The organism is Gordonia jinhuaensis (assembly GCF_014639795.1).
Lineage (GTDB): Bacteria > Actinomycetota > Actinomycetes > Mycobacteriales > Mycobacteriaceae > Gordonia_B > Gordonia_B jinhuaensis.
Genome location: NZ_BMGC01000097.1, coordinates 1 through 1,069, shown reverse-complemented (window position 1 = coordinate 1,069; position 1,069 = coordinate 1). Strand labels below are relative to the sequence as shown.

1 protein-coding gene is annotated in these 1,069 nt (G+C 65.3%); it reads left to right on the top strand.

Features of this window, described 5'->3' with window-relative positions; translation table 11 throughout:
* Positions 1–59: 59 nt before the first annotated feature.
* Positions 60–1,069, top strand: a 1,010-nt coding sequence (locus IEW22_RS19790) for an IS256 family transposase (RefSeq protein ID WP_188589112.1), incomplete at its 3' end; no start/stop codon positions are given.

The following is a 1,069-nucleotide window of genomic DNA, read 5'->3' as shown; positions in this document are numbered from 1 at the left end:
GAGCGTGTCAGATGGTTTGTGTGAGGTAGCGGTGCTCCTGACTGAAAGCCGAGACACTGATGACTGTGGTGGACAAGAAACTCGAGCGTGACCAACGTCGCCGGGAGCAGCGCGAAGGCGTCGAAGCCTTGGAGGCCTCCGGCGCCTTGGATGAGCTGTACTCGTTGATCGATGCCGGCGAAGTGAAGTTGGAGGGCAAAGACGGCCTGATCCAGCAGCTGATCAAGGCCGGTCTCGAACGCGGACTGCAGGCCGAACTCGGCGAGCACCTAGGCTACGACAAGGGCGACCCCGAGGCCGCACTGTTCGCGAATTCGCGCAACGGCTCGTCGGCGAAGACGGTCGCGACCAGCGTCGGCGACGTCGAGCTGGCGATCCCACGCGATCGTGATGGCACCTTCACCCCGGCCCTGGTCCCGAAGGGGTCCAGGCGCGTCGGCGGCTTGGACGACATGATCGTCTCGCTCTACGCCGGCGGGATGACCGTCCGCGATATCGAGCATCATCTGGCGTCGACGATCGGCACCGAGATCAGCCGGGAGACGATCTCGAAGATCACCGACGAGGTTCTCGAGGAGGTCCTGGCCTGGCAGCGCCGACCGCTCGAATCGTTCTATCCGGTGATGTACCTCGATGCCATCGTGGTCAAGGTCCGCGACGGCGCGCACGTGCGGAACAAGGCCGCTCACATCGCCGTCGGCGTCGACATGGATGGGGTGAAACATGTTCTGGGGATCTGGATTCAGGCGACCGAGGGCGCGAAGTTCTGGGCCGGGGTGTGCGCCGAGCTGGCCAACCGCGGAGTCGCTGACGTGCTCATCGTGTGCTGCGACGGGCTGACCGGTTTCCCCGAGGCCATCGAGGCGACCTGGCCCGATTCACTGGTCCAGACCTGCGTGGTGCACCTGATCCGGGCCGCGATGCGGTTCGTGGCCTACGGGCAGCGCAAAGCCGTCGCCGCGGCCCTTAAGACGGTCTATCAGGCCGCTGACGCCGACACGGCGAGGGCGGCATTGGACGCGTTCGCGGCCACGCCATTGGGCCAGAGCAACCCGAACACCGTAAGGGT